This window comes from Caulobacter sp. HJHS_5 (assembly GCF_056683955.1).
This window is the reverse complement of sequence record NZ_JBWZNC010000001.1, coordinates 269686-294678: the sequence shown is the minus strand read 5'-3', so window position 1 is coordinate 294678 and position 24993 is coordinate 269686. Positions and strand designations below refer to the sequence as shown.

General features: G+C 68.6%; 25 protein-coding genes and 1 other annotated feature. Of the genes, 13 read left to right on the top strand and 12 right to left on the bottom strand.

Annotated features, from left to right (window positions below; genetic code table 11):
* Positions 1-58: 58 nt before the first annotated feature.
* Entirely contained in the window at positions 59-1558 is a 1500-nt protein-coding gene (locus tag ACFLIT_RS01560; protein WP_479909419.1) for a GumC family protein, read from the bottom strand.
* 102 nt (positions 1559-1660) lie between these two features.
* Between ACFLIT_RS01560 and ACFLIT_RS01555 the strand changes: the two genes are divergently transcribed.
* Positions 1661-2491, top strand: coding sequence for a polysaccharide biosynthesis/export family protein (locus tag ACFLIT_RS01555; RefSeq protein WP_479909418.1), 831 nt, complete (start codon positions 1661-1663; stop codon positions 2489-2491).
* A gap of 168 nt (positions 2492-2659) precedes the next feature.
* Here the strand turns inward: ACFLIT_RS01555 and ACFLIT_RS01550 are convergent, their stop codons facing one another.
* The gene (locus tag ACFLIT_RS01550; protein ID WP_479909417.1) at positions 2660-2938 is read right to left on the bottom strand and encodes a sel1 repeat family protein; all 279 of its coding nucleotides are present in this window, start codon (positions 2936-2938) and stop codon (positions 2660-2662) included.
* 290 nt (positions 2939-3228) lie between these two features.
* Between ACFLIT_RS01550 and ACFLIT_RS01545 the strand changes: the two genes are divergently transcribed.
* The gene (locus ACFLIT_RS01545) at positions 3229-3699 is read left to right on the top strand and encodes an RcnB family protein (protein WP_479909416.1); all 471 of its coding nucleotides are present in this window, start codon (positions 3229-3231) and stop codon (positions 3697-3699) included.
* 116 nt (positions 3700-3815) lie between these two features.
* Entirely contained in the window at positions 3816-4106 is a 291-nt protein-coding gene (locus ACFLIT_RS01540; RefSeq protein WP_479909415.1) for a hypothetical protein, read from the top strand.
* Here the strand turns inward: ACFLIT_RS01540 and gatB are convergent.
* Positions 4103-5563 carry an Asp-tRNA(Asn)/Glu-tRNA(Gln) amidotransferase subunit GatB gene (gene gatB / locus ACFLIT_RS01535; RefSeq protein ID WP_479909414.1) on the bottom strand — a complete coding sequence of 487 codons (1461 nt, stop codon included), beginning with the start codon at positions 5561-5563 and terminating at the stop codon, positions 4103-4105. The two genes, ACFLIT_RS01540 and gatB, sit on opposite strands and share 4 nt — an antisense overlap.
* 277 nt (positions 5564-5840) lie before the next feature.
* On the opposite strand from gatB, the gene ACFLIT_RS01530 reads away from it, so the two are divergent.
* On the top strand, positions 5841-6416 hold the full coding sequence (locus ACFLIT_RS01530) for a hypothetical protein (RefSeq protein WP_479909413.1): 576 nt from the start codon (positions 5841-5843) through the stop codon (positions 6414-6416).
* Between the two features lie 63 nt (positions 6417-6479).
* On the opposite strand, the gene ACFLIT_RS01525 is transcribed toward ACFLIT_RS01530, so the two are convergent.
* From ACFLIT_RS01525 to gatC, 5 genes are all read right to left on the bottom strand, one after another.
* Complete coding sequence (locus ACFLIT_RS01525; protein ID WP_479909412.1) at positions 6480-7487, bottom strand: alcohol dehydrogenase catalytic domain-containing protein; 1008 nt, start codon at positions 7485-7487, stop codon at positions 6480-6482.
* Entirely contained in the window at positions 7484-8314 is an 831-nt protein-coding gene (locus tag ACFLIT_RS01520) for an SDR family NAD(P)-dependent oxidoreductase (protein WP_479909411.1), read from the bottom strand. The genes ACFLIT_RS01525 and ACFLIT_RS01520 overlap by 4 nt, the downstream gene beginning before the upstream one ends.
* Before the next feature lie 9 nt (positions 8315-8323).
* Positions 8324-8845 carry a 2,4'-dihydroxyacetophenone dioxygenase family protein gene (locus tag ACFLIT_RS01515; protein WP_479909410.1) on the bottom strand — a complete coding sequence of 174 codons (522 nt, stop codon included), beginning with the start codon at positions 8843-8845 and terminating at the stop codon, positions 8324-8326.
* Positions 8846-8964: 119 nt separating this feature from the next.
* Positions 8965-10437, bottom strand: coding sequence for an Asp-tRNA(Asn)/Glu-tRNA(Gln) amidotransferase subunit GatA (gene gatA / locus ACFLIT_RS01510; protein WP_479909409.1), 1473 nt, complete (start codon positions 10435-10437; stop codon positions 8965-8967).
* Positions 10434-10721, bottom strand: a complete 288-nt coding sequence (gatC, locus tag ACFLIT_RS01505) for an Asp-tRNA(Asn)/Glu-tRNA(Gln) amidotransferase subunit GatC (RefSeq protein ID WP_479909408.1) — start codon at positions 10719-10721, stop codon at positions 10434-10436. Before gatC ends, gatA begins: the two co-directional genes overlap by 4 nt.
* Positions 10722-10795: 74 nt before the next feature.
* On the opposite strand from gatC, the gene ruvX reads away from it, so the two are divergent.
* Entirely contained in the window at positions 10796-11278 is a 483-nt protein-coding gene (gene ruvX / locus ACFLIT_RS01500) for a Holliday junction resolvase RuvX (protein ID WP_479909407.1), read from the top strand.
* Between the two features lie 16 nt (positions 11279-11294).
* On the opposite strand, the gene ACFLIT_RS01495 is transcribed toward ruvX, so the two are convergent.
* Positions 11295-11732 (bottom strand): hypothetical protein, encoded by a 438-nt coding sequence (locus ACFLIT_RS01495; protein ID WP_479909406.1) that lies wholly within the window; start codon positions 11730-11732, stop codon positions 11295-11297.
* A gap of 259 nt (positions 11733-11991) precedes the next feature.
* Between ACFLIT_RS01495 and ACFLIT_RS01490 the strand changes: the two genes are divergently transcribed.
* From ACFLIT_RS01490 to ACFLIT_RS01480, 3 genes are all read left to right on the top strand, one after another.
* On the top strand, positions 11992-12972 hold the full coding sequence (locus tag ACFLIT_RS01490; RefSeq protein WP_479909405.1) for an aspartate carbamoyltransferase catalytic subunit: 981 nt from the start codon (positions 11992-11994) through the stop codon (positions 12970-12972).
* Positions 12969-14264: a dihydroorotase gene (gene pyrC, locus ACFLIT_RS01485; protein WP_479909404.1), complete on the top strand. Its 1296-nt coding sequence runs from the start codon at positions 12969-12971 to the stop codon at positions 14262-14264. Before ACFLIT_RS01490 ends, pyrC begins: the two co-directional genes overlap by 4 nt.
* A 49-nt stretch (positions 14265-14313) precedes the next feature.
* Positions 14314-14366 (top strand) — a sequence feature (sul1 is cis-regulatory element that is thought to sense ions involved in sulfur or methionine metabolism; They are found in Alphaproteobacteria).
* 52 nt (positions 14367-14418) lie between these two features.
* On the top strand, positions 14419-15903 hold the full coding sequence (locus ACFLIT_RS01480; RefSeq protein ID WP_479909403.1) for a SulP family inorganic anion transporter: 1485 nt from the start codon (positions 14419-14421) through the stop codon (positions 15901-15903).
* A 1-nt stretch (position 15904) separates the two neighbouring features.
* Here the strand turns inward: ACFLIT_RS01480 and ACFLIT_RS01475 are convergent, their stop codons facing one another.
* Complete coding sequence (locus ACFLIT_RS01475) at positions 15905-16717, bottom strand: PhzF family phenazine biosynthesis protein (protein WP_479909402.1); 813 nt, start codon at positions 16715-16717, stop codon at positions 15905-15907.
* Between the two features lie 81 nt (positions 16718-16798).
* Between ACFLIT_RS01475 and plsY the strand changes: the two genes are divergently transcribed.
* Positions 16799-17449 (top strand): glycerol-3-phosphate 1-O-acyltransferase PlsY, encoded by a 651-nt coding sequence (gene plsY / locus ACFLIT_RS01470; RefSeq protein ID WP_479909401.1) that lies wholly within the window; start codon positions 16799-16801, stop codon positions 17447-17449.
* Entirely contained in the window at positions 17446-18540 is a 1095-nt protein-coding gene (gene dprA, locus ACFLIT_RS01465; protein ID WP_479909400.1) for a DNA-processing protein DprA, read from the top strand. The genes plsY and dprA overlap by 4 nt, the downstream gene beginning before the upstream one ends.
* Here the strand turns inward: dprA and ACFLIT_RS01460 are convergent.
* Positions 18485-18706 carry a hypothetical protein gene (locus tag ACFLIT_RS01460; protein ID WP_479909399.1) on the bottom strand — a complete coding sequence of 74 codons (222 nt, stop codon included), beginning with the start codon at positions 18704-18706 and terminating at the stop codon, positions 18485-18487. The genes dprA and ACFLIT_RS01460 overlap by 56 nt on opposite strands.
* Positions 18707-18871: 165 nt before the next feature.
* Between ACFLIT_RS01460 and topA the strand changes: the two genes are divergently transcribed.
* Complete coding sequence (gene topA / locus ACFLIT_RS01455; protein ID WP_479909398.1) at positions 18872-21562, top strand: type I DNA topoisomerase; 2691 nt, start codon at positions 18872-18874, stop codon at positions 21560-21562.
* On the opposite strand, the gene rnk is transcribed toward topA, so the two are convergent.
* Positions 21559-21978 carry a nucleoside diphosphate kinase regulator gene (gene rnk, locus ACFLIT_RS01450; protein ID WP_479909397.1) on the bottom strand — a complete coding sequence of 140 codons (420 nt, stop codon included), beginning with the start codon at positions 21976-21978 and terminating at the stop codon, positions 21559-21561. The two genes, topA and rnk, sit on opposite strands and share 4 nt — an antisense overlap.
* Positions 21979-22292: 314 nt before the next feature.
* Between rnk and rnr the strand changes: the two genes are divergently transcribed.
* Complete coding sequence (gene rnr, locus ACFLIT_RS01445; protein WP_479909803.1) at positions 22293-24518, top strand: ribonuclease R; 2226 nt, start codon at positions 22293-22295, stop codon at positions 24516-24518.
* A gap of 216 nt (positions 24519-24734) precedes the next feature.
* A complete protein-coding gene (gene rpmG, locus ACFLIT_RS01440; protein WP_397404925.1) occupies positions 24735-24902 on the top strand; it encodes a 50S ribosomal protein L33 in 168 nt (55 codons plus the stop codon).
* The last annotated feature ends 91 nt before the right edge of the window (positions 24903-24993 follow it).

Here is a 24993-nt window from a genome sequence, read left to right as displayed (position 1 = left end):
CGCTTCGCATTGAACGCGCCCGGCGGGCGCCCCCCATCGTCGAACGTCCGAAGCCAGCTCAGCGTTTGTAGCCGGCGGTGGCCAACACCGGCAGGTCGAGGGTGCGCGAGGCCGAGGCCGGGGTCTGCAGGCCCGGCCGCAGGAACATCCGCAGCAGACCGGCGCACAGGGCGGTGAAACCGGCGAACAGGAAGGCCAGGATGAACACCGGCTTCTTGAGGCTGGAGCCGATCGACGGCGCGCTGGCGCGCTGGACGATGCGGATATTGTTGTTGTCGGCGTTGGCCAGTTGCCGGGCGGCCTCGTCCTGCTGCGCCTTGACCACGAAGTCGCGAACATTGGTCTGCAGCACGTCGCGGTCGCGGGTCAGCTCGATGAACTGCGGCTCCAGGGCCGCGAGGCGCAGCAAGCGCTGGTTCACCTGCTCACCCTGGTCGGTGAAGGCCTTCACCTGCTGCTCCAGGGCGGCGACCTCGGAGGCGAGGTTGTTCCGGTCCGTCTGCAGCGTCTGGTAGACCGGGTTGACGCCAAAGCGCCGGGCGCCGTCGCCCGTCATCCGGCCGGCGGCCATGCTGGCTTCCAGTTGGGCGATCTGGGCGTCGATATCCTTCAGCGGCTGGGCGTCCGGCTTGTAGCGCGACAGCATCCCTTCCCGGTCCAGCTTCAGTTGGGCCAGCTTGTCGGGGGCGGCCGTGGAAAGATCGCGGAACAGTCCGACTTCCGGCGCGGTCTGAGCCAGCAGCCGTTCGGTCGAGGCCAGCCGGGCGCGGCGGTCCTTCAACTGGCTCTCGGCGGCGTAGCGCTGCGCTTCGATCTGTCCCTGCAGGGTGGTCAGCGAAGTCTTCTGCGAGGTGAAATCGCCGATGTCGTTGCTCGACAGGAAGTTCTGATAGGCCGCGTCGGTGTCCGCCAGCCGCTGTTCGAACAGCGATTTCTGCTGAGCCAGGGCGCCCTGATCGGAGGGGATCAGGAGGTTGCGGCGATAGACGAGGTATTCCTCGAGCAGGCTGTTCAGCACCTTCACCGCCACGTCCGGGTCTTCATGGTCGTAGGACAGGCGGATGATCGAGTTGTCGGGGGCGGTCTCGATCTTCAGGTGGCGGCCCATGCCGTCGCGGGCCTTGGCCATGATCAGCCGCTTTTCCGCCGGGGCCGCCCGCGCGTAGTCCTTGGCGAGGTCGGGGAACATCACCGCGAGGCCGATCTTGCGGATGGTGCGCTCCTTCAGTTCGCCCGAGCCCAGAATTTCGGCCTCCGACTGGATCACCTGATCCACGTCCGGCACGGCGCCGCGACCGGCGTCACCCGCCCGGGGCTCGTAGACGTATTCCTGACCCAGGCGAACGAAGAGGCTGGCCGAGGCGGCGTAGGTCTTCTTGAGCGTCAGGGAGAAGCCGGCGCCGATGATGAAGATCACCAGGAAGACGGCCAGCATCAGCCAGCGCTCGCGCCACAGCAGGGTGACGAAGTCGGTCGGCGCATAGCGAGGCCGCGCGGCCCAGTCGCTGCGGGGCCGCGGATCGTGCGCAACGGTCGTCCACGTACTGCTGGTGGTCATGCGACTCATCTGGGCGCGCGAACGGTGCGCCCGCGCGTCGTGGAGAGACCGTCGCCCAGCGCAATTAACGCTTGGTTACCCATTTTCTTTAAGAGTTCCGGCATGCGCTTCCGCCGCCCGCTACTGCTTGTTGCGACCTGCCTCGTCGGGGCTGTGGGCCTTTCCGCCTGCGTGCAGACCGGCGACTGGCACGACGGCGAATCGCTGCTGCCGATGGGGTCCTACGAGCCCCCGCCGGCGACGAGTCGCCTGCCCGGCTGGCTCGGCGGCGGAGCGAGTCGCGGGGCGCCGACCTCGGCGACAAGCTTCGCCAACATCGGCTACGCCGACTGGACCGACGAAGAGCCGCCCTATCGCTTCTATCCCGGCGACGAGGTGGATATCAGCGTCCCCTCCGCCCCCGAACTGAACCGCACCAGCGTCGTGCAGCCCGATGGCCGCATCGCGCTCAATCTCGCGCAGCCGGTCATGGCCGCCGACCGATCGGCCCCGCAGCTGCAGCTCGCGCTCAGCGAGGCCTATTCGAATATCCTGCTCCGCCCGACGGTCAACGTCGCCGCCAAGACCGTGACCCCGATCAAGGTGTTCGTCGGCGGCGAGGTGAACAATCCGGGCATGTACGACCTGATCGGCGACGGCGATTCGCTGCGCGCGATCATCCAGGCCGGCGGCTTCAAGACGACCGCCAAGGTCGACCGCGTGGTCATTATCCGCCGCAGCCCGGACGGTCGCCCCATGATGCGCACCGCCAACATGAAGGCCAGCCTGCGCGGGGCCGGCGGCGATCTCGTTCCGCTGCGCCGCTTCGATATCGTCTACGTGCCGCGCAGCAATGTCGCCGAAGCCAATCTCTTCGTGCAGCAGTACTTCCGCGACCTGTCGCCGGTGCAGTTCGGCTTCAACTATTCGCTGAACAATCCCTGGCAGCCGTAACGGCGCGCCGGCGGCGGCCCGTATTAATCCCATTTCCGGAATGATCCTCGACCGGGGCGTCGCCTCGCGCGGTCGGTAAAGGGGCGCGCCCGCTGCGGAACACGCGGCGTCCGGCGGGCGGACGCAGTTGGGGCGGCGCCGGCCGCCCGAAGGGTCAGGCCGTCAAACTCAGCCCTGGGCCAGCCATTGGCGCGCGGCCCGTTGGGCCTCGGCCACGTCGGCGGCGTCCATCTCCTGGCTCAGTTCCCGGCGGTAGACCTTGGCTTCCATCGAGCCGCGCATCGCCGCGAGGTTGAAGAGCATGTGGGCCGAGACGTAGTCGACCGGCGCCCCGCCCTGGCCCGTGGAATAGAGCAGGCCCATGCGGAAGAGCTCGTCTCCCGTCGAGTCCGCCATCGGCAGCGGGATGCCGCCTTCGGCGCTTTCCGTCTGAAGCATGTCGATCATGCTGCGATCCTCCTGACCCGCCCTGCCGTTCTGGCTGGATCTTGGCCGTATAGGTGCAGAGAAATCCGTGTCCGCTGAACATAGGGTTAAGAACCCGGTTAGGCTGTTCGCCTGCGTCGAAACGCGCATCCGGCGACTTTGCACGGCAGTATGTCGGCGGTCGAATTTGCATCCCCGACAATGACGGGCCCGTTCAGGCCCGGTTCAGCCGCCGGACGGGAAGATGGGCTTCAAGATCGAGGGAAAGGGCGCGCCGCGAGGCCGCCGAAACATAGCAAAGGAGGCTTCTCATGAAGCGTCTCATTCTGACTCTCGCCGCCGTGGCCTCCGTCGCCGGCCCGATGGCCGCGATGGCGACCGACGCGGCGGCCCAGCCGGGCCGCGAATGGCGCGACGACCGCCGCGACAATCGCCAGGACTGGCGCAACGACCGTCGTGACGACCGACGGGATAACCGTTGGGACAATCGTCGCGACAACCGCTGGGATAACCGCCGCTACAACGGCTACTACTACAACAACCGCTGGAGCTACGGCGCACCGCCCCCTGCCTACTACGGCCGCCCGGGCTTCCGCCCCGGCTATCAGGCCTGGCGACGCGGCGCCTACCTGCCGCCGGCCTATCGCGGCTATGTCGTGCGGGACTACGGCCGTTACGGCCTGCGCGCCCCGCCCCGCGGCTACTACTGGTACCAGTCGGGCAACGACTACATCCTCGCCGCCATCGCCACGGGCCTGATCTTCGACGTGATCACCCGCTAAGGGTCGGCTCGCAGACACAAGGTCGGAAAAGGCCGCCCCGGAGGAGACTCCGGGGCGGTTTTTATTGCGCCGTTTTCAGCGCTCAGGCGTTCCCGCAGCGGCGATGGAGGCTGGACATGGCGAAGGCGGGAAATCCCTGGATCGGATTGGGCTGGGACGCCTGGATGCTCGGGGCGGAGGCGGCGACGGTCATCGGCCTGCGCACGCTGAAGGTCGCGGCCGGGGGCGCGGCCGCCGAACGCGAGGCGCACCGCATGGTCCAGGAAAAGGTCGAGGCCGCCCAGGCCCTGCAGGTCATGGCCCTGACCGGCGCGCTGGGCTTCACCGCGCCGCAGGTGGCCCGCAAGACGCTCAAGCACTACCGGCGTAAGGTTCGCGCCAACCGCCGGCGGCTGAGCAAGGCTTAGAGCCCGAGCTTCGCCTTCAGGATTTCGTTGACCGCCGCCGGGTTGGCCTTGCCGCCGGTGGCGCGCATCACCTGACCGACGAACCAGCCGATGGCCTGCGGCTTGTCCTTCACCGAGGCGACCTGACCGGGGTTCTCGGCGATGATCTTGTCGACCGCCGCCTCGATGGCGCCGGTGTCGGTCACCTGCACCAGGCCGTGCTTTTCGACGATGGCGGCGGGAGCCCCCTCGCCGGCCCACATGTGTTCGAACACCTGCTTGGCGATCTTCGACGAGACGACGCCATCCTCGATCAGCTTCACCAGGGCGGCGATGTCGGCGGGCGGAATCGGCGAGGCGTCAAGATCGAGCCCGTCCTTGGCCAGGCGCCCCATCAGGTCGTTGATCGTCCAGTTGGCGACCAGCTTGGCGTCGCGGCCTTGGGCGGCGGCCTCGAAGAACTCGGCGCGCGAACCCTCGGCGGTCAGCACCCGGGCGTCATAGGGCGACAGGCCATACTGCGACTGCAGGCGCGCGAACTTGGCGTCCGGCAGTTCGGGCAGGCCGGCCTCGATCTCGGCGATCCAGGCCGGATCGAGCACCAGCGGCAGCAGGTCGGGATCCGGGAAGTAGCGGTAGTCGTGCGCCTCTTCCTTCGACCGCAGCGAGCGGGTCTCGTTCCTGGTCGGGTCGTAAAGACGCGTTTCCTGCGCGATCTCGCCGCCGTCCTCGAGAATCTCGATCTGGCGGCGGGCCTCGTAGTTGATCGCCTGCTGCATGAAGCGGAAGGAGTTGAGGTTCTTCAGCTCGCAGCGCGTGCCAAGGCCTTCGCCGGGGCGACGGACCGAGACGTTCACGTCGGCGCGCAGATTGCCCTTCTCCATGTCGCCGTCGCAGGCGCCCAGGGTGATGAGGATGGCGCGCACCTTCTTCACATAGGCGGCGGCCTCCTCCGGCTGGCGCAGGTCGGGCTTGGAGACGATCTCCATCAGCGCCGTGCCGGCCCGGTTGAGGTCGACATAGGTGGCGTTGGGATCGAGGTCGTGGATCGACTTGCCGGCGTCCTGCTCCAGGTGCAGACGCTCGATACGAACGGTGAAGGTCGAGCCGTCGTCGCGTTCGACGATCACCTCGCCCTCGCCGACGATCGGGTGCTCGAACTGGCTGATCTGATAACCCTGCGGCAGGTCCGGATAGAAGTAGTTCTTCCGGTCGAAGCGCGACCACGGATTGATCTTCGCCTTCAGGCCAAGCCCGGTCTTCACCGCCTGCTCGACGCAATGGCGGTTCAGCACCGGCAGCATGCCCGGCATGGCCGCGTCGACCAGGCTGACCTGCTCGTTCGGGCCCGCGCCGAAGCCGACGGCGGCGCCGCTGAACAGCTTGGCGTTGGAGGCGACCTGGGCGTGGATTTCCAGGCCCATGACGATTTCCCAGGGGCCGGTGCGGCCTTGGATGTAGTTCGAAGCGTCCGACATGGCGGCGTATCTACACCGAGGAATCGCCAGCGTCATCGGCTGCGTAAGGCGGCCGGAAGCCTTGCCGCGCAAGGGTTCCAAGAATTGAGGCGAAATATGGCGGCGAGCGCCCGAATTTTACCTTGTGTGTTCAACGGAACACAGATCAGACCTCTCCCGTTGTCTAGGTGAACGACAATCATGATGGAGAAGACTCATGGTCACCCGCACCAAATCGAGTCGCGTCCCGACGACGGCTGTTCAATCTGAGCCGGTTTTCACCGACTCTAATCTCATTATGGACACCGCGCCTATTTATGCGCGTTCCAGCCAGGGCAAATCCGGCAAGTCCAAGCTGGCGATGCTCGGCGTTCCCGCCGCGCTGGTCCTGACGGCCGGCATCGTCATCGCCACCAGCCAGCCGCGCTCGCAAGCCGCCGTCCAGACTCAGGGCGCGCCGGCCGTTAGCAGCCCGTCGATGACCTCGGCCGGGCCGCCCAAGCCCACGCCGCCGACCGCGACGGAGCGGACCACGGAAGCGGCCCCGCCGCCCGCGGCCACCACGCCCGCCCCGGCCCGTCGCGGGGCCGCCACGACGCCGCGCCGCGCGCCTGAACAGGCCGCCTCCGCGCCCGATGTGACCAGCGCCGCGCAGGACACCAGCGCCATCGTCGCCCCGACGCCCCCGCCGGTGACCGCCCCGGCCGTGACCTCGGCGCCGTCCGCCCCGCCGGCCGAACCGGCTCCGATCGCGCCGACGGTCGTCCCGGACCAGATCGCGCCCTCGTCCGAGCCGGCTCCGGCCACCCCGGACGTGATCGCGCCGACTTCGCCGAGCGAAACGGCCCCGGCTCTGCCGCCGGTCATCCAATAGACGGACGTTTCGACGGAACGTCGAACCAGAAGGGCGGCCCTCGGGCCGCCCTTTTTGCTGCGCCTAGGCGTGGGGCGCGACCAGCACCTTGCACTGATGCGTCCGTCGCCGCAGCGCCTCGAACGTCTCCGGCAGGGCCGCGAGGCTGATGGTGTCGGTGACCAGGGCGCGCGGCTCCGCCGCGCCGCTGTTCAAGGCGTCGAGCGCCGACTGGTATTCCCCCGCCTTGAAGAAGGCGGCGGTCTGCAGCCGCAGCTCTTTCGACAGGGCGGTGAACGGCACGAAGCTGTCGGGCTGGGTGCAGAGCCCCATGATCAACACCGTGCCCTTCACCCGGGCGTGGTCCACCGCCTGGGCGATCAGGCCGGGCAGTCCGACGCATTCGAACACCACGTCCGCCTTGCGGCCGAGCAGCCGGTCGACCTGACCAACGACATCCTCCCGCTCGGCGATGAAGTCCGTCGCCCCCATGGCGAAGGCGCGCGTCTCCTGATGGCGGGCGATATCGGTGACGACCACGCGGCTCGCGCCCATGCGCCGGGCCCAGAACGCCGTCGCCAGGCCGATGGGCCCCGCGCCGAGCACGACCACCGCGTCGCCCGGCTTCATGTCCGAGAGGATCACCCCGTGCAGCGCCACGGCCAGGGGCTCGACGATGGCGCCGTCCGCGAGGCTGGCCGACTTCGGCAGGGCCACGCACTGGCGTTCGCCGGTGACGGCGAACTCGCTGTAGCCGCCGCCCTCAAGGGCCATCTCGCGGCACCAGGCCGGCTCACCCGCCAGGCACGACGGGCAATGGCCGCAGCCTCGCACCGGCATGACCGAAACGAGGTCGCCGACCCGCAGGCGCTCGACGCCGCGACCGACCGCCGCCACTTCGCCCGCCATCTCGTGCCCGAGCACCGCGCCTAGCGGCACGCCGAACATCGGATCCTCGGTCATGTGCAGGTCCGAGCCGCAGATGCCGCAGCGGCCGACCTTGAGGACGACCTGTCCCTCCCCCGGCGTCGGATCGGGCACGGTCTCGACGACCAGCGGCCGACCGAGGCCCTGGAAGACCGCCGCCCTCACGGCGCCCTCGGCTTCGGCGCGCCCAGCGACATGCCGCCGTCGATCGTCAGGTGGGCGCCGGTCATGTAGCTCCCGGCGTCGGAGGCCAGATATAGCGCCAGGCCCTTGATCTGCTCGGTGTCGGCGATGCGGCCGAGTGGCACGAGGTGGTCCCAGGCGGCCCGCACCTGCGGATCGCGCAGCCAGCCGCCGCCGATGTTGGTCACGAACGGGCCCGGGGCAATGGCGTTGACGCGGATGCCATAGGCGGCCAGCTCCAGCGCCAGGTGGCGCACCATGTGGGCGACGCCCGCCTTGGCCGGCATGTAGGCTTGGCCGACGATCGGCTCGCAGATTTCGGCCGCGTTGGACGAGGTGGCGATCATCGATCCGCGCCCTCGCGGTTTCATCAGCCGCGCGGCCTCGCGGAAGGTGTTGAACACCCCGGTCAGGTTGATGGCCATGGTCCGGTCCCAGCGCTCGACGGCGAAGGTGTCGAACTGGCCCTCGGGATTGCGATGGCCGGCCGGATTCCAGAAGCCCGCGCCCGGATCGATGCCGGCGTTGGCGAAGACGATGTCCAGCCCGCCGTAGGCGGCGGCGTGGGCGTCGAACACGGCCGCGTGCTCGGCCCGGTCGGTGACGTCGAGCCGGGCGGCGCGCGCTTCATGGCCTTCACCCCGAAGCCGGGCGGCCTCGCGCTCGGCGCCATCGGCGTCGATGTCGGTCAGGGTGACGCGCGCCCCGCTCTCGGCCATGGCCTCGGCATAGGCCAGGCCGATGCCGGACGCCGCGCCGGTGATCAGGGCCGACCGGCCCCGCACGTCGAACTGCGAAAGCACGCTCATCGCGGCGCCCTAGAGGAACAGGGTCTTGTTGATCGGCAGGCCGTTGGCCTCGCAATGAGAGACGTAGTGGTTGATGAACCAGAAGACGTCGAGGGTTTCGGCCCAAGCCCCCTTGTCGTCGTAGAATTCCAGCGTGCCGTTCATCCAGAAGATGGCCTTCATGCCATCCTGGTGTTCGGACACCAGGGTGTGGGCCGTGCCGGGCATTTCGGTGATGAAATCGCCGGGGCCGGCCACCCAGTCGTATTCGAGATAGCGGAAGCCGCCTTCGAGGCAGAGGGCCGAGACCGAGCCGCGATGCTTGTGCGTGCCCAGCATCCCGCCCGACTTCACCCACAGGATGTTGCAGTAGGCGTTGTTGCGGACGTCGAAGGCCAGATGGCGGATGGCGGCGGTGTCGCCGAACGGAACCCAGGGCGAGGACGCCTCATCGGCCCCGACATAGCCGCCCTCGACGCCGAAGCGCTTGATGAGGTGGCCGTGCGGCTCGGGCACGGCGGTCATGGTGAAGCGGCTGGCGTCGGCGTCCATCGTCAAACCTCCCAAGGCGGCCCTCTGCGGAGCCTGCCTTGTTATGCTGACGACATACTGGGTGGGGCGCCCGCCGATGTAAACGGGCTGAGGGCGCGACGCCTCTCAGCCCGCGAAGATCACCACCAGCGCTCGGCCTTGCCGCGGAAGCCCGCCGCCTGCTCGATGGCCGCGCCGACCGAGAACACCGTGCCCTCGTCCAGCGCCCGGCCGATGATCTGCAGCCCGAGCGGCAGGCCCTGGGCGTCCAGCCCCGCCGGCACGCTCATCGACGGCAGGCCGGCGAGGTTGGTGGTCACCGTGAACACGTCGTTGAGGTACATGGCCAGCGGGTCGGAGACGTTGTCGCCGAGGCCGAAGGCGGCCGAGGGCGCGGTCGGGGTCAGCAACACGTCGCAGCTCTGCCAGGCGGCCTCGAAGTCGTCGTAGATGCGACGGCGGACCTTGAGCGCTTTCAGATAGTAGGCGTCGTAATATCCGGCCGAGAGCACATAGGTGCCGACGAGGATGCGGCGCTTCACCTCGGCCCCGAAGCCGGCGGCGCGGGTGTTCTCATAGATCTCGGTCAGGTTCGCGCCCGGCTCGCGCAGGCCGTAGCGCATGCCGTCATAGCGGGCGAGATTCGACGAAGCCTCGGCCGGGGCCACGATGTAGTAGGCCGGCAGGGCGTACTTGGTGTGCGGCAGGGAGACGTCGACGATCTCGCAGCCAGCGGCCTTCAGCCATTCGATGCCGTCCGACCACAGCTTCTCGATCTCGGCCGGCATGCCATCGACGCGGTATTCCTTCGGCACCCCGACGCGCAGGCCCTTCACCGACTTGCCCACGAAGGCGGCGAAATCCGGCACCTCGATGTCGAGGCTGGTCGAGTCCTTCGGATCGTGGCCGCTCATCGACGTCAGCAGGATGGCGGCGTCCTCGACCGTTTTGGCGATCGGGCCGGCCTGGTCGAGCGACGAGGCGAAGGCGACGACGCCCCAGCGCGAGCAGCGGCCGTAGGTCGGCTTGATACCGACGGTGCCCGTGAAGGCGGCGGGCTGGCGGATCGACCCGCCGGTGTCGGTGGCGGTGGCGCCGAGGCACAGGTCGGCCGCGACCGCGGCTGCCGAGCCGCCCGAGGAGCCGCCCGGGGTCAGCTCGCGGTTGCTGGCGTTCGAGCGCCACGGATTGATCACCGGACCGAAGGCCGAGGTCTCGTTCGACGAGCCCATGGCGAACTCGTCCATATTCAGCTTGCCGAGCATCACCGCGCCGTCGCGCCACAGGTTGGACGTGACGGTGGATTCGTAGGTCGGCTTGAAGTCGCCGAGGATCTTCGAGCAGGCGGTGGCGCGCACGCCCTCGGTGCAGAACAGATCCTTGATGCCCAGCGGCGCCCCTTCCAGCGGGCCGGCCTCGCCCGAGGCGATGCGGGCGTCCGACGCGGCGGCCATCTCCAGCGCCTTTTCCGGCGTCTCGAGGATATAGGCGTTCAGCGGGCGGGCGGCGGCCACGGCCTCCACGTGAGCCTGGGCGATCTCGACCGCCGAGAACTGCTTGCTCTTCAGGCCGTCGACGGCGGCCTTGAGGGTGAGCGAGGTCAGGCTGCTCATTCGACCACCTTCGGAACCACGAAGAAGCCGTCGAGCGACTTCGGCGCGTTCAGCGTCACCTTGCGGGCGTCGCCGCCCTCGGTGACCACGTCGTCGCGCAGCGGGGCGTTGCGGCTGATCACCGAGGTCAAGGGCTCGACGCCGTCGGTGTCGACCTCGTCCAGCTGCTCGATGAACGCCAGGATGCCGTTCAGCTTCTCGGTGAGGGGCGCCAGCTCCTCCGGGGTGGTCTTGATGCGCGCCAGGCGCGAGACCTTGCGCACGGTGTCGATATCGATGGCCAAAGGCCTGCTCCTGAATTCTTCGGGCGGTGGGTAACGTCCTTCCCCTTCGCAAACAAGGCGCTTAAGCCCACCGCATGGCCGTTCTCGAACTTGAAGCTTTCGCCGCCGCCCTGCCCTACGGCTCGCCCGTGCTCGGGCTGGACCTCGGCGAGAAGACCATCGGCGTCGCCGTTTCCGACGCGACGCGCACCGTCGCCAGCCCGCTCAGCCTGATCCGCAAGACCAAGTTCAACGAGGACGTCGCCGCCATCGCCGCCCTGATGAAGTCGCGCCACGCCGCCGGCCTGGTGATCGGCCTGCCGTTCAACATGGACGGCACAGAGGGCGCGCGCTGCCAGTCGAACCGCGCCTTCGCCCGCAACCTGGCCCGCCTGCATCCGGAGACCTGGGCCGAGGTTCCGATCCTCTTCTGGGACGAGCGCCTCTCGACCGCCGCCGTCGACCGCATGCTGGTGCAGGAGCACGATGTCACCCGCGCCCGCCGCGCCGAGCTGGTCGACAAACTCGCCGCCGCCTGGATCCTCCAGGGCGCGCTGGAACGGCTGAGGATGGTCTAACGCGGTCCCCCGATAGTCACCACCACTTGGAGCGAGGACTCAATTCAGTCGGCGTCTTCGTCGACTTCAATAGCGTGTACTTCCGGGCCTCGATTGAAATTGATGAGCTGGGCAGGGTCACCCGTGCGACGCCATCAATACGGACGAGAAGCGCAACCTCAGATTTCCCGCGCTTGAGCAACATTTTATCCCAAGCCCGATCATAGCCTACGGGCTTTTCCTTGCCGGAACTGAGCGAAACCAATTGATCGGGACACTCGGCCGAGATCAGCCCGGCGGAATGGTGCCAATCGGAAAAGAGAATAGCCGACACGGATACCGGCTTGTCACGGTATTCATCTATATGAGCGGCCAAGTCACACACTGAGGTCCGCAGCGCTGTAGCGGGCGCTTCCGGTATGTTAGCGCATCCAAGAATTGGAGCTGCAAGCATAGTGACGACTACTGCTTTCATGGCCTTGGCCCCACTCCTAATCCGCTGACGCTTTGCCCTAGTCGCACCAAACGCACACCGCGATTTGAAACGCCAGCCTCCCCCAATTCCGACCTCGAACCGGAACCGCACCCCTTCGAGGATACATCGGCGGAAGAGCGGAAGTGGAGGAGGATGACCCGCGCGAATAGCTTCCAGTTCCAGCGAACATGATGCTGCCTGTGGACTGTGGCGACCACGCCCTTCCCTCCCTCCGGAATCCCCCTTAAGACCCGGGCTCATGATCAAGATCGGGGCCGGCAAAGACGACGTCCGTGAGCGGATGTTCCCGTTCCCGAAGCCCCATCTGCTTTCCGCCGCCGACCTCAACGTCGTGCAGGCCGAGCAACTGCTCGATCTGGCCGACAGCTTCGTCTCGGTCGGTCGGCAGGCCTCCAAGAAGCTGGACCTGCTGAAGGGCCGCACGGTCATCAACCTGTTCTTCGAAGCCTCGACGCGCACCCAGTCGTCGTTCGAGATCGCCGGCAAGCGCCTGGGCGCCGACGTCGTCAACATGAGCGCGCGCTCCTCGTCGATGACCAAGGGCGAGACCCTGATCGACACGGCGGTGACGCTGAACGCCATGCGGCCGGACCTGCTGGTGGTGCGTCACTCCTCCTCCGGCGCGGCGGCCCTGCTGTCGCAGAAGGTGGACTGCGGCGTGGTCAACGCCGGCGACGGCCGTCACGAGCATCCGACCCAGGCCCTGCTCGACGCGCTTTCGATGCGCCGCGCCTTCGGCCGGGTCTCCGGCCTGACGGTGGCGATCTGCGGCGACGTGCTGCACAGCCGCGTCGCCCGGTCGAACGTCGCCCTGCTGAACACCCTGGGCGCGACGGTGCGCCTGGTCGGCCCGCCGACCCTGATCCCCTCGGCCGCCGCGCGCTGGGGCGCCGAGGTGCATCACGACCTTGAGAAAGGCATCAGGGGCGTCGACGTGGTGATGATGCTGCGCCTGCAGCTGGAGCGAATGGATGGGGCCCTGGCGCCCAGCCCGCGCGAGTATTTCCGCTACTGGGGCCTCGACCGCCAGAAGCTGGCCGCCGCCGCGCCGCATGTGCGCGTCATGCACCCCGGTCCGATGAACCGCGGGGTCGAGATCGACAGCGACGTGGCCGACGACCTGGCCTTCAGCCTGATCCAGGACCAGGTCGAGATGGGCGTCGCCGTGCGCATGGCCGTGCTCGCCTCCCTGGCCGCCCGCCTGGAGGCCGCGGAATGACCCACCAGCCGCTCGCCTTCACCAACGCCCGCCTGGTCGACCCGGACAGCGGCTACGACGGCCCCGGCGCCGTGCTGGTGCGCGAAGGCCTGATCGCCGAGGTCGCGAAAGGCGGCGCGCTCGGTCCGCTGTCTAACGACGTCCGCGTCGTCGACTGCAACGGCGCCCTGCTGGCCCCCGGCCTCGTCGATCTGCGGGTGAAGACCGGCGAGCCCGGCGCCGAGACCAAGGAAACCCTGAAATCGGCCTGCCGCGCCGCCGCGGCCGGCGGCGTCACCTCCATCGTGGTGCAGCCCGACACCGATCCGGCGGTCGACGATCCGTCGGTGGTCGATTTCATCATGCGTCGCACGCGCGACATCGGCCTTGTCCACGTCTACCCCGCCGGAGCCGCGACCAAGGGCCTGCAAGGCGAGCGCCTCGCCGAGATCGGGCTGATGAAGGACGCCGGCTGCGTCTACGTGACCGACGTCGATCATCCGATCGTCAACTCCAAGGTCATGAAGCGGCTGCTGAGCTACGCCCACGGCTTCGGCATGACCGTGGCGCACCGGCCCGCCGATCCCTGGCTCAGCGAAGGCGCCTCGGCCACCGACAGCGAGTTCTCCGCCCGCCTGGGCATCCCGTCCGTCCCAGTGGTCGCCGAACGGATCATGCTGGAGCGCGACCTGGCACTGGCCGAGATCAGCGGCGCCCGCCTGCTGGTCGACCAGATCACCTGCGCCGACGCCCTAGACAGCTTGAAGCGCGCCAAGGCGCGCGGCGTCAACGCGGTGGCCAGCGCCTCGATCAACCACCTCAGCTTCAACGAACTCGACATCGGCGAGTGGCGCACCTTCGCCAAGGTCGATCCGCCGCTGCGTGGCGAGGACGACCGTCAGGCCCTGATCGCCGCCGTCGCCTCCGGTCTCGTCGAGGTGATCGTCTCGGCCCACTGCCCGGCCCCGGCCGAGGACAAGCGGCTACCGTTCGATCAGGCCGCTCCGGGCGCCGTGGGCCTGGAAACGCTGCTGCCAGCCCTGCTGTCGCTGCATTTCGACACCGAAGTTCCGCTGATCGACCTGCTGCGCGCCGTCACCGTCGCCCCGGCCAAGCTGATCGGCCTGGAGACAGGCCGCATCAAGCCCGGCGCGCCGGCCGACCTGGTGCTGTGCGACATCAACGCTCCGTTCGTGGTCGACGCCAACAAGCTGATTTCGAAGTCCAAGAACTCCGCCTTCGACGGCCGCCGCCTGCAGGGCCAGGTGCTGCTGACCCTGGTCAGCGGCAAGATCGTCCACCGCGTCGAATAAGCTTCGCTTGCGCGAGGCGGCGAATTGCTGCACCTGCGAAGGCGTTCACCACGGACCCGTTCATTCGGGTGGCTATCCCGGCCGCTGATCCGCCGGGAAACCTGAGCCGCGACGAGCGCTGAGCGCCGGCGGCCCAATCTGTTCTGAAGTCGTCATGTCCATGTTCGCATCGGCGCGCCGTGAATGGCTCGCCAACCCGCGTCGCGATCTGCTCGCCGGCACGGTCGTCGCCCTGGCCCTCATCCCCGAGGCCATCGCCTTTTCGATCATCGCCGGGGTCGATCCGGCGGTCGGCCTGTACGCCTCGGTGGTCATCGCCATGACCATCGCCTTCGTCGGCGGCCGCCCGGCGATGATCTCGGCCGCCACCGGCGCCATGTCGCTGCTGATGGTCACGCTCGTGCGCGACCACGGCCTCGAATACCTGTTCGCCGCCTCGATCCTGTGCGGCGTCTTCCAGATCCTGATCGGCCTCGCGCGCCTGGGCCGCTACGTGAAGTTCGTCTCGCGCAGCGTGATGACCGGCTTCGTCAACTCCCTGGCCATCCTGATCTTTCTGGCCCAGATGCCCGAGCTGATCGGGCGCGGCTGGCAGACCTACGCCATGGTCGCCGCGGGCCTTGCGATCATCTACGGCTTCCCACGCATCACCAAGGCCGTGCCCTCGCCGCTCGTCGCCATCGTGGCCCTGAGCGCCTTCAGCCTGGCGACCGGGCTCGACGTGCGCACCGTCGGCGACATGGGCCGGATGCCGACCGCCCTGCCCGTCTTCCACCTGCCGGCCGTGCCGCTGACCTGGGAGACGCTACGGATCATCGCGCCGATCTCCCTGACCCTGGCCTTCGTCGGCCTGCTGGAATCGCTGCTGACCGCAAACCTGCTCGACGACGTCACCGACACGCCCTCCGACAAGGATCGCGAGACGCGCGGCCAGGGCGTCGCCAACATCGCTTCCGCCCTGTTCGGCGGCATGGCGGGCTGCGCCATGATCGGCCAGTCGATGATCAATGTGACCTCCGGCGCGCGCGGGCGGCTCTCGACCTTCTGGGCCGGCGGCCTCCTGCTGGTGCTGATGCTGACGCTCAATTCCTGGGTGGCGCGCATTCCGATGGCCGCCCTGGTGGCGGTGATGATCATGGTCTCGGTCGGAACCTTCGACTGGAAGTCGATCCTGCTCCTGCCGAAGACCCCCGTGCAGTCTTCGATCGTCATGATCGCCACCACCGTCACCGTGGTGGCCACCCACGATCTGTCGAAGGGCGTGATGCTGGGGGTGCTGCTGTCAGCGGTCTTCTTCATGCGCAAGGCGGGCAAGACCGTCGTGGTCACCGCCCTGCCGTCCGCCGACGAGACGCAACTGCGCTATCGCGTGGAGGGCCAGTTGTTCTTCGGCTCGGCCGACCTGTTCGCCGCCGGCTTCGAGCACCACGGCGCACCGAAACGCGTGGAGATCGACATGACCGCCGCCCACATTTGGGACCTGACCGGCGTCGCCGCCGTCGACAAGGTGGTGTTCCGCTATCGCCGCAAGGGCGCTGACGTCGAGGTGATCGGCATGAACGAAGCCAGCCGATCCCTGGTCGCCCAGACCGGCGCTCACGACAAGACCCACCTGCCGGGCGGCGCCGGGGCGCACTAGCTCAGACGCGCAGCACGCTCTCGACCGTCGTCACCGCCTGGCCGCGCAGCAGCACGCGGTCGCCGGCGACCTCGGCCTCGATGTCCGCGCCGCGCCCTGGATAGGCCTGGAAGTAGCGCAGCTTCGTCTCGCCGGTCGTGCCCGCGAACAGCGGGGCGAGCACGCAGTAAGCCGAGCCCGTAGCGGGGTCTTCCGGGATGCCCGAGCCGGGCGCGAAGAAGCGGGTGACTACGTCGCATTCCGGGTCGTCCTCGGCGGGCGCTGCGACGATCAGGTTGCCCGGACCACGAGTCGCCTCGCCGGCGATTGTCGCCAGTGCCGCGAGGTCCGGCTTCAGGTCGATGATCGTCTGCTCGTGATCGAACAGGGCCACGAGATAGCCGGCGGCCCACACCTCGCTGGGCGTTTCGCCCAACGCCTCGACGAGGCCGACCGGGGCCGGCGTCGGGCGGGGCGCATCCGCGGGGAAATCCATCTCGTAGCCCTCCGTCGTACGGCGGACGATCAACGGCCCGGAGGCGCTATCGAAGGTCACGGCCTCGGCTTCGAGGCCGAGTTCGGCGAACAGCACATGGGCCGAAGCCAGGGTCGCGTGGCCACAGAGCGGAACCTCAGTCATCGGCGTGAACCAGCGCAGGCCGAAGCGATCGGCCGCGTCGGTCTTCAGCAGGAAGGCGGTCTCGGCCTGATTGTTCTCCATGGCGAGGGCCTGCATCCAATCGGCGTCCGGCCAGGCCTCGAACGGCTCCACCACGCAGGCGGGATTGCCCTCGAAGGGCTCGGCGGCGAAGGCGTCGACGGTCCACTGGCGCATGGGATGGCTCCTGAAGCCTCCTGCCTATAGGCGATCCGCCCTCCGCCGGGCTACCCTTGCGCGTCTGTCATCGGGGGCGACATGGAATCCTTGGCGAACGCGGTCTGGCTCACGCTCGGCCTGATGGTGGTCGGCGGCTATCTGCTCGGCTCGATCCCGTTCGGCCTGATCGCCACGCGGCTCGGCGGCGCCGGCGATATCCGCAAGATCGGCTCGGGCAACATCGGCGCGACCAATGTGCTCCGCTCCGGCCGCAAGGACCTCGCCCTGATCACCCTGCTGGGCGACGGCGGCAAGGGCGCGGTGGCCGTGCTGCTGGCGCGCTGGCTGACGCACGACAGCGACGTGGCCGTCGCCTTGGCCGGCGCCTCGGCCTTCGTCGGCCACCTGTTCCCCGTCTGGCTGAAGTTCAGGGGCGGCAAGGGGGTGGCGACGTTCTTCGGCGTGCTGCTGGCGGCCTCGTGGCCGGTGGGGGTTCTGGCGGGCGCCACTTGGCTGCTGCTAGCCTATTTCCTGCGCTACTCGTCGCTCTCGGCCCTGGCGGCGGCGGCCATGGCGCCGCTGTACGCCTTCATGACCGACCGGCCCTACGCCATTCTGGGGCTTAGCCTTTTCATGGCCGTGCTCATTTTCATTCGCCACCACGAGAACATCGCTCGCCTGCTGAAGGGGGAGGAGCCGAAGATCGGCGCCAAGAAAGCCGCCGCCTCGACCGAGCCGGACGAAAAGTGAGTCCGGCCGAACGTCTGGCCTGGCTGCGGCTAGCGCGCAGCGAGACGGTCGGCCCCGTCGCGTTCCAGCATCTGCTGCGGCGGTTCGGTTCAGCGGCCCAGGCCCTGGAGGCGCTGCCCGAACTGGCCCGCCGCGCCGGGCGCACCTCAACTCCCGCCATACCCTCCATCGCCGAAGCCGAGGCGGAAATCGCCGCCGGCGAAGCCCTGGGCGCCGAATTGCTCTGCCCCGGCGTCGCGCCCTTCCCGCCCCTGCTGGCCGCCGTCGATCCGCCGCCGCCGGTACTGTGGGCGCGCGGCGATGTCGGCATGCTGTCTCGCCCCTCGGTGGCCATTGTCGGCGCGCGGGTCGCCTCGGCGGCCGGACAGCGCTTCGCCCGCGCCCTGGCCGGCGAACTGGGCCGCGCCGGCCGCGTCGTGGTCTCCGGCCTGGCGCGCGGCATCGACGGCGCGGCTCACGAGGGTTCGCTGGCGACCGGCGCCGTCGCCGTCCTGGCCGGCGGAGTCGACGACATCTATCCCCCCGAACATCGCGGCCTCTATGAGCGCGTCGTCGCCGAAGGCTGCATCGTCTCCGAACGCGAACCGGGCCGCCGGGCGACCGCCAAGGACTTTCCCCGCCGCAACCGCATCATCAGCGGCCTGAGCCAGGGGGTGGTGGTTGTCGAGGCCGAGTTGAAGTCCGGCAGCCTGATCACCGCCCGCCTCGCCGCCGAGCAAGGCCGCGAGGTCTTCGCCGTGCCCGGCTCCCCGCTCGACCCGCGCACCAAGGGGACCAACGACCTGATCCGCCAGGGCGCGGCGCTCTGCGAAGGCGCTGACGACGTGCTGCGCGTGCTGGACAGCCTGCCGGGCTTCGGAGAGGCGCCCGGGGCCTGGGACGGCGCGCCGCTCGACGGCGCCGCGCTCGAGGCCGCGGCCGACGCCGTGCGCGACGAGGTCGAGGCGCTGCTGTCGCCGACGCCGGTCTCGCGCGATGAAATCGTCAGGGCGGTCGGGGCGTCCGCTCCGGTGGTGATGGCGGCGCTGGTCGAACTCAGTCTAGCCGGTCGCGCGACGTTCCTGCCGGGCGGCCTGGTGAGCTCGAATTGAAGGCCATGCTGGTGACTTCCAAGGCGGTTTCGGCGGCGAGGGCATCCATTCTGTGAGCCAGATCCGGCAGGCCCGCCTCTTCCGTCATACGGGCGAGTTCGATCAGCATCTGCTCGACATAGACCAGCACGGCCCTGGGCGGCATCTCGCCGGATTGAGTCGCCATAAATCCCCACGAACGCCTTATGGTTGATCGATTATGTAAAATCCGGCCCTCCGGTTGCAACCCCTGATTTTTCAAGGCTGCGTTGACAGAGCCGCCTACTCACCCCCACTTTCGCCGCGCCCGCAGAACGGGCTTCCTCACGCCTGCCGAGATCGCCCTAGCCTAATGAACGTTGTCGTCGTCGAGAGTCCGGCCAAGGCCAAGACCATCAACAAATACTTGGGCAAGGACTTCACGGTTCTAGCATCATACGGTCACGTTCGCGACCTGCCTTCCAAGGATGGCTCGGTTCGTCCTGACGAAGACTTCGCGATGGACTGGGAGGTGGATCCCAAGTCGTCCAAGCGCCTGTCCGACATCGCCGCGGCCTTGAAGGGCGCCGACCGTCTGATCCTGGCCACCGACCCGGACCGTGAAGGCGAGGCCATCTCCTGGCACGTGCTCGACGTGCTGAACCGAAAGAAGGCGGTCAAGGGCGCCAAGGTTCAGCGGGTGGTGTTCAACGCCATCACCAAGAGCGCTGTCACCGAGGCCATGGCCCATCCGCGCGACATCGACATGCAGCTGGTCGAGGCCTACCTCGCCCGCCGCGCACTCGATTATCTCGTCGGATTCAACCTCTCGCCGGTGCTGTGGCGCAAGCTGCCGGGCTCGCGCTCGGCCGGCCGCGTCCAATCGGTGGCCCTGCGCATCGTCGTCGACCGCGAACTGGAGATCGAGCGCTTCGTCAGCCAGGAGTACTGGACCGTCGAAGCCGACGTCTCGGCCGGCGCGGATGCGTTCCTGGCCCGCCTGGTCAAGCATCAGGGCAAGGCGCTCAAGAAGTTCGACCTGCCGAACGAAGCCGCCGCCGGCGCGGCGCGCGCCGCCGTCCAGGCCGCCTCGTTCAAGGTCGCCTCGGTCGAGAAGAAGCCGGCGCGCCGCTCGCCCCCGCCTCCGTTCACCACCTCCACCCTGCAGCAGGAAGCCGCCCGGAAGCTCGGCTTCTCGGCCCAGCGCACCATGCAGGCGGCGCAGAAGCTCTATGAGGGCATCGACATCGGCGGCGAGACCGTCGGCCTGATCACCTACATGCGGACCGACGGCGTGGCCTCGGCGCCCGAAGCGCTGACCGAGGCGCGTTCGGTCATCGGCGCTCTCTACGGCAAGGACTACGTTCCCGAGAGCGCCCGTACCTACAAGGTCAAGGCCAAGAACGCCCAGGAGGCCCACGAGGCCATCCGCCCGACCAGCCTCAACCGCAACCCCGGCTCGCTGCATCTCGATGGCGACCTCGGCCGGCTCTACGAGCTGATCTGGAAGCGGATGATCGCCTCGCAGATGGAAGCCGCCCGCATCGAGCGGACGACCGTCGAGCTCGACAGCGCCGACGGCCAGACCGGCCTGCGCGCCACCGGCCAGGTGGTGCTCTTCCCCGGCTATCTCGCGGTCTACGAAGAGGGCCGCGACGATAGTCCGAACAAGGATGGGGATGACGAGGACGGCGGTCGCCTGCCGGTCATCAACGAAGGCGCCGCCGGCAAGGTGATCGCGGCCCGCGCCGACGAGCACCACACCGAGCCGCCGCCGCGCTATTCCGAAGCCAGCCTGGTCAAGAAGCTGGAGGAACTCGGCATCGGCCGGCCTTCCACCTACGCCTCGATCCTGACCACCCTGCGCGACCGCCAGTACGTGCGGATGGAGAAGCAGCGCTTCCTGCCGGAAGACAAGGGTCGCCTGGTCACTGCCTTCCTCGAGCAATTCTTCGGCCGCTATGTGCAGTACGACTTCACCGCCGGGCTGGAAGAGCGGCTCGACGAGGTCTCAGCCGGCGATCTGGACTGGAAGGCCCTGCTGCGGGAGTTCTGGAAGGATTTCCACGCCGCCATCGGCGAGATCGGCGAGCTGCGCGTCACCAACGTGCTGGAAGCGCTCAACGAAGCCCTCGGCCCGAGCATCTTCCCCGACAAGGGCGATGGTTCCGATCCGCGCCTCTGTCCGACCTGCGGCACGGGCCGCCTGTCGCTGAAGACCGGCAAGTTCGGGGCTTTCATCGGTTGCTCGAACTATCCGGAATGCCGCTACACCCGTCCGATCGCCCAGCCGGAAGGCGGCGAGGACGGCGCGGCCGAAGCCGGCGACCGTGAACTCGGGGTCGATCCCAAATCCGGCCAGACCGTGTGGCTGAAGACCGGGCGCTTCGGCCCCTATGTCGAGATGGCGGCCGAAGACAAGCCCAAGCGCGCCAGCCTGCCGAAGGACTGGCCAGCGGCGAGCATGGACATCGACAAGGGCCTTCGCCTGCTGAACCTGCCGCGTGAGGTCGGGGCGCACCCGGAAGACGGCAAGCCGATCTCCGCCGGCCTCGGCCGTTACGGACCCTATGTGCTGCACGACGGGACCTACGCCTCGCTGTCGTCGTTCGAGGAGGTGTTCGACGTTGGGCTGAACCGCGCGGTCGCCCTGCTGGCCGAGAAGCGGGCCGGCGGCGGTCGGCCGCAGCGCGGAACCGCCGCGCCGCTGAAGGAGCTGGGCGCGCACCCGGCCGACGGGGCGCCAGTCAATGTGATGGCCGGCCGCTATGGCCCGTACATCAAGCATGGGTCGACCAACGCCAATGTGCCGCGCGGACGCGATCCGCAAACCCTGACGCTGGACGAGGCGGTCGCCCTGATCGCCGAACGCGAAGCCAAACCCTCCGGCGGCGGAAAGAAGCCGGCGCGCAAGGCGGCCAAGCCCAAGGCGGAAAAGGCGCCGGACGCTAAGACCGCCAAGGTCAAGAAGGCGACCGGCAAGAAACCGGCGGCGAAGAAAGACGGCAAGCCGAAGGGCAAGGCCGCCGCAGGCGGCGGCTCCGACGACGAGTCGCCCTTCTAGGCTGCATCCCGGTCCGGTGCGGCCTCGACGCGCACCACCGTCAGCGCCCGTTCGCGCCCGTCGCGATCGGGCCAGATGATGGTCTGGCCGGCGCGAAGCCCGATCAGGCCGGCGCCGACCGGCGTGAAGACGGAAATCTTGCCGGCCGCGATGTCCGCCTGGTCGGGATAGACAAGCTGGCCGGTGCGGACGGCCTCATGCCCCCCGTCGCGGTATTCGAACCGCGAGCCCATGCGGATGACGTCGGCCGGCACCTTCGCGTCGGGGCGGATTGCGGCGCGCTCGAGTTCCTCGAACAGCAAGGCGGAGAGATCGGGAAATGCGGCTTCGCGCTGGACAGCCAGCGACGTGAGACGCTCGGAGTCGGTTTCGCCGAGAATGATCGCCGGACGGCGCGAGGATGAAGACTTTGACATGATTGCACTTTGCATGGCGCGACACCGCGCGCTGCGCTGGCGCGCCCGGCTGTCGTCAGGAATGGGAATGGATGGCGCGCCCGGAATTCACCGGCGCAGGGCGAATCCGGGCTAGGAGCCTGCTTGCAGGCTGCCGCCGTGATGACGGAAACGTCGGAATGTCGGACGCGCGAACATGTTTGAATTCGAGCCCTTACCGCCGCCCCTGTCAAGGCGCGCCGACGCGGGTTAAGGCTTGGGGCATGCGCTCCTCCCGCCCGCCACGCCCCGGCCGCCCCAAGGCCGACCGCCCCGGTCGCTCGGTGAAACCCGCCATGCGGCCGCCGCAGGGCCTGCCCGACCGCGAGACTCTGCTGGCGTTTCTGCGCCAGGCCGGCGAGGCCGAGAAGAGCGACATCGCCAAGGCGTTCGGCCTGAAAGGCGCCGACCGGCGCGCCCTGCGCGACATGCTGCGGGGGCTGGAGGCCGACGGCTCGCTGGGCCGCCGCGGCCGCAAGGGTTTCACCGAAGCCGGCGCCCTGCCCCCGGTGGGCGTGGTCGATGTGATCGAACGCGACGTCGACGGCGAACTGATGGTCCGCCTGGTCAAGGGCGGCGAAGACACCCCCACCGTGCGCCTGGCGCCGGACAGGAAGGAAGCCTCGGCGGGCGCGCCGGGCCTGGGCGACCGCCTGCTGGTGCGCTTCGAGGCGCTGGAGAGCGGCGAGACCGAAGCGCGCATCATCAAGCGCCTGGGCGCCGGAGCCCAGCGTGTCCTCGGCGTGATCCGCAAGGGGCGCCGCGAGACGCGGGTGGAGCCGGTCGACCGCCGCTCGAAGGACAGCTTCACCCTCTCGGAAGCCGATGGGCGGGACCTGAAGGACGGCGATCTGGTGCTGGCCGCCATCGGCGAGCAGCAGGGCCGCTACGGCCCCAAGGCCGCCAAGCTGCTGGAAGTGATCGGCCGCGAAGATCAGCCGCGCGCCGCCTCGCTGATCGCCATCCACGCCCACGGCATCCCGATCGGCTTCTCGCCGGCGGCGGAAGCCGAGGCCGAGGCGGCCGAGCCGCCGACCCTGTCGGGCCGCGAGGACCTGCGCGACCTGCCGCTGATCACCATCGACCCCATGGACGCGCGGGACCACGACGACGCCGTCTACGCCCACAAGGACGACGACGCCAGGAACCCCGGCGGCTGGGTGGTCTGGGTCGCCATCGCCGACGTCTCCGCCTATGTCCGCCCCCAATCGGCGCTCGACAAGGAAGCCCGCGAGAAGGGCAACAGCGTCTACTTCCCCGACCGGGTGGAGCCGATGCTGCCGGAACGGCTGTCGAACGGGCTCTGCTCCCTGCGCGAGGGCGAGAACCGCGCCTGCCTCGCCGTGCGGATGGTGTTCGACAAGGACGGCCGCAAGACCGGCCACCGCTTCGTGCGCGGCCTGATGCGCTCGGCCGCCAAGCTGGCCTATGAGGAGGCGCAGGCCGCCGCTGACGGGCGTCCCGGCGAGAAGGCCGGTCCGCTGATGGACGCCGTGCTGTCGCCGCTGTGGCAGGCCTATGCGACGATGAAGAAGGGCCGCGCCGCGCGCAGCCCGCTGGAAATCGAGTCGGCCGAGCGGAAGATCGTGCTCAACGCCGATGGCGAGGTGACCTCGATCACGCCCCGCGCCTCGCTGGAGGCGCACAAGCTGATCGAAGAGATGATGATCCAGGCCAACGTCTGCGCCGCCGAGACCCTGGAGGCCAAGCGCACGCCCCTGGTCTATCGGGTGCACGACGCGCCCTCGGACGAGAAGCTGCAGAACCTGGTCGACTTCCTGGGCACGATCGGCGTCGAGTGGAGCAAGGGCCAGGCTCCGCGCACCGACCGCTTCAACAAGCTGCTGGCCGAGACCCGCGAGGGGCCGCACGCCGACATCGTCAACGAGGTGGTGCTGCGCACCCAGATGCAGGCCCACTATTCGACCGACAACCTCGGCCACTTCGGGCTCAATCTCGCCCGCTACGCCCACTTCACCAGCCCGATCCGCCGCTATGCCGACCTCCTGGTTCACCGCGCCCTGATCAAGGCGCTGGGCCTGGGCTCCGACGGCCTCTCCGGCGAGGACGAGGCGCGGATGAAGGATACGGCCGACCGCATCACCTTCGCCGAACGCCGCGCCATGGCCGCCGAGCGGGACGCCACCGACCGCTACGTCGCCGCCTTCCTGTCCGACCGCGTGGGCGCCGACTTCGCGGGCCGCATCACCGGCGTGACCCGCTTCGGCCTGTTCATCCGCCTGAGCGAGACCGGCGCCGACGGCCTCGTGCCGGTCTCCAGCCTCGGCGACGAGTACTTCATCCACGACGACCGCATGCACGCCCTGGTCGGCGAGCGAACCGGCCGCCGCTGGCCGCTGGGCATGCCCGTCGAAGTGCGCCTGCGCGAGGCGACGCCGATCACCGGCGGCCTGCTGTTCGAGATGCTCAGCGAGCCGGCGCCGCCGGACAAGACCGCCCCGCGCCCGCGTCTGACCCAGCGCCGAAGGGTCGATCAAAGGCCTGGGCGCCGGAGGCGTTGAGAAGAAAAACCCGCTCACCCCCGCGCAGGCGGGGGGCCTGGATTTGTTATCGATGGGCTTGGCGAGCAGCGGAAAAAAGCCTGGGTCCCCGCCTTCGCGGGGAGGAGCGGAAATCTGGGTTTAGACGGGAGTCGAACAAGTTGACTTCCCGCGCTTTATCCGTATGTTCCGCGCCTCTCGATTAAGGCCGGTTGCGGCCCGCTAAGGATTCTGGGCATGGCCAAACCCGCTTCGATCAAGATCCGTCTTAACTCGACGGCCGACACCGGCTTCTTCTACGTGACCAAGAAGAACGCCCGCACCAAGACCGACAAGATGGTGCTGAAGAAGTACGATCCGGTCGTGCGCAAGCACGTCGAATTCCGCGAAGGCAAGATCAAGTAGGATCGCTTTTGCGCGACGACGACCAAAGACGCCCGGCGGAAACGCCGGGCGTTTTGCATTTCGGGCCTCTGCGCTAGACAGGCCCGATGGT

Coding starts and splice junctions, on each gene's coding strand:
- ACFLIT_RS01520 (WP_479909411.1), bottom strand. CDS start 8,314: ATGAGCGTGCTTTCGCAGTTCGACGTGCGGGGCCGGTCGGCCCTGATC.
- ACFLIT_RS01530 (WP_479909413.1), top strand. CDS start 5,841: ATGGACACCGCGCCTATTTATGCGCGTTCCAGCCAGGGCAAATCCGGC.
- ACFLIT_RS01550 (WP_479909417.1), bottom strand. CDS start 2,938: ATGATCGACATGCTTCAGACGGAAAGCGCCGAAGGCGGCATCCCGCTG.
- gatB (WP_479909414.1), bottom strand. CDS start 5,563: ATGTCGGACGCTTCGAACTACATCCAAGGCCGCACCGGCCCCTGGGAA.
- ACFLIT_RS01515 (WP_479909410.1), bottom strand. CDS start 8,845: ATGGACGCCGACGCCAGCCGCTTCACCATGACCGCCGTGCCCGAGCCG.
- rpmG (WP_397404925.1), top strand. CDS start 24,735: ATGGCCAAACCCGCTTCGATCAAGATCCGTCTTAACTCGACGGCCGAC.
- topA (WP_479909398.1), top strand. CDS start 18,872: ATGAACGTTGTCGTCGTCGAGAGTCCGGCCAAGGCCAAGACCATCAAC.
- ACFLIT_RS01495 (WP_479909406.1), bottom strand. CDS start 11,732: ATGAAAGCAGTAGTCGTCACTATGCTTGCAGCTCCAATTCTTGGATGC.
- plsY (WP_479909401.1), top strand. CDS start 16,799: ATGGAATCCTTGGCGAACGCGGTCTGGCTCACGCTCGGCCTGATGGTG.
- ACFLIT_RS01545 (WP_479909416.1), top strand. CDS start 3,229: ATGAAGCGTCTCATTCTGACTCTCGCCGCCGTGGCCTCCGTCGCCGGC.
- gatA (WP_479909409.1), bottom strand. CDS start 10,437: ATGAGCAGCCTGACCTCGCTCACCCTCAAGGCCGCCGTCGACGGCCTG.
- ACFLIT_RS01460 (WP_479909399.1), bottom strand. CDS start 18,706: ATGGCGACTCAATCCGGCGAGATGCCGCCCAGGGCCGTGCTGGTCTAT.
- rnr (WP_479909803.1), top strand. CDS start 22,293: ATGCGGCCGCCGCAGGGCCTGCCCGACCGCGAGACTCTGCTGGCGTTT.
- ACFLIT_RS01540 (WP_479909415.1), top strand. CDS start 3,816: ATGGCGAAGGCGGGAAATCCCTGGATCGGATTGGGCTGGGACGCCTGG.
- ACFLIT_RS01490 (WP_479909405.1), top strand. CDS start 11,992: ATGATCAAGATCGGGGCCGGCAAAGACGACGTCCGTGAGCGGATGTTC.
- ACFLIT_RS01560 (WP_479909419.1), bottom strand. CDS start 1,558: ATGACCACCAGCAGTACGTGGACGACCGTTGCGCACGATCCGCGGCCC.
- ACFLIT_RS01555 (WP_479909418.1), top strand. CDS start 1,661: ATGCGCTTCCGCCGCCCGCTACTGCTTGTTGCGACCTGCCTCGTCGGG.
- ACFLIT_RS01480 (WP_479909403.1), top strand. CDS start 14,419: ATGTCCATGTTCGCATCGGCGCGCCGTGAATGGCTCGCCAACCCGCGT.
- ruvX (WP_479909407.1), top strand. CDS start 10,796: ATGGCCGTTCTCGAACTTGAAGCTTTCGCCGCCGCCCTGCCCTACGGC.
- rnk (WP_479909397.1), bottom strand. CDS start 21,978: ATGTCAAAGTCTTCATCCTCGCGCCGTCCGGCGATCATTCTCGGCGAA.
- pyrC (WP_479909404.1), top strand. CDS start 12,969: ATGACCCACCAGCCGCTCGCCTTCACCAACGCCCGCCTGGTCGACCCG.
- ACFLIT_RS01475 (WP_479909402.1), bottom strand. CDS start 16,717: ATGCGCCAGTGGACCGTCGACGCCTTCGCCGCCGAGCCCTTCGAGGGC.